Raw genomic sequence first — 1,655 nt, 5'->3', positions numbered from 1 at the left:
CCCACATTCCGCAGGTAAGAGAGGAGATCAATGGTATTTTTGGTGAATGACACCATCAGGATCACAAATAAGAGTACAAGATATTGACCACTGTGGGATAGTGGCAGGCATGATCGACCAAATGTGTTTGGTAGAGCAAATCAACCAAATACTAGGAACACATCACCAAGAAATAGTCAGCGCAGGTCAAGCAGTCAAAGCAATGATTATCAATGGCTTGGGTTTAGTGAGTGCGCCATTGTACCTGTTTGAAAAGTTTTTTGTCGGCAAAGCGACAGAACATCTATTAGGAGGGGGCATCAGCCCAGAACATCTCAATGATGACCGTTTGGGCAGAGTCTTGGACAAACTGTATGAGGCAGGGTTAACACAAGTATTTGTGAGTGTAGCATTGGCAGCAGCCAAGAAGTTTGGGGTGGAAAAGGACAGTTTACACTTGAACTCAAGTTCGTTTCATGTACACGGAGAATATGCCGACAACTCAACAGAAAGTGAAGTCGAAGCCGGACAGATAAAAATCACAAAAGGCTACTCTAGAGATCATCGACCTGCTCTCAAACAGTTTATTGTAGATTTGATGTGCAGTGGGGATGGGGATATTCCGCTATACCTAAGAGTGGCAGATGGTAACGAAGCAGACTGTGCGATGTTTGCTCAAATCTTCAAAGAATTTCGGCAACAATGGGAAATAGATGCGCTGTTTGTGGCGGATGCAGCACTTTACACCGAAGACAATCTCAAACAAATGGACTCTTTGCGTTGGTTGTCGAGAGTCCCAGCGACACTGACAACTGCCCAACTGCTATTGGAGAATATAAGTCAGGAAGCGTTCGTGGCTAGTGTAGTTGCAGGCTACCGAATAGCTGAGTGTTGCTGCGATTACGGTAGAGTGAAACAGCGTTGGCTAGTAGTAGAAAGTGAAGCTCGTACTGAATCGGATTTAAAGCAACTCGAACAAGCACAATCTCAACTGCGACAGTTATCACAACAAGAATTTGCTTGTGCGGCAGATGCGATACAAGCTTCCAAATACTTTGAAACTCAGCAACGCTTTCATCAACTGGCCCAGTTGGAAGTTATAGAACACAAACGCCACATCAGATCAGGCAGACCACGTAAAGACGCTCAACCACCACCGTGTTACTATCAAATTCGCGCCATTGTTGTACCTGACGAGGTAGCCATCGCTACCCAAAAACAACGAACTGGGCGGTTTATTTTGGCTACTAATGTCCTTGATGCTCACCAATTGAGCAATGATGATTTACTCAGAGAATACAAAGCCCAACAATCGACTGAGCGTGGTTTTCGTTTTCTCAAAGACCCTTTGTTTTTTACCAGTAGTGTTTTTCTTAACTCTCCAGAAAGAGTTGCAGCCTTAGCAATGGTTATGGGTCTGTGCTTGTTAGTTTACAGTTTGGGGCAAAGGGCTTTACGCCAAGCTCTTAATCAAGCAAAACAGACCATCCACAATCAGTTGGGTAAGCCTACTGCCTCTTTTACGATGCGGTGGGTGTTTCAATGTTTCATGTCAATTCATCTGGTAACGATCGCCGGCTTGAAGCACATTGCCAATCTTACTGATGAACGACTATGGATTCTACAGTTTCTTGGTGCGCCTTGCAGAAAATATTATCTTCTCAACTGATAGACCT

The 1,655-nt window shown here is 44.4% G+C and carries 1 protein-coding gene; it reads left to right on the top strand.

The genetic code is table 11. The features are described from left to right. Positions 1-46 precede the first annotated feature (46 nt). Positions 47-1,648, top strand: a complete 1,602-nt coding sequence (locus tag HCR01_RS37810) for an IS1634 family transposase (RefSeq protein ID WP_193200996.1) — start codon at positions 47-49, stop codon at positions 1,646-1,648. Positions 1,649-1,655 lie beyond the last annotated feature (7 nt).

The organism is Nostoc sp. MG11, from assembly GCF_014904695.1.
Taxonomy (GTDB): domain Bacteria; phylum Cyanobacteriota; class Cyanobacteriia; order Cyanobacteriales; family Nostocaceae; genus Komarekiella.
This window is presented reverse-complemented; position numbering and strand designations above follow the sequence as displayed.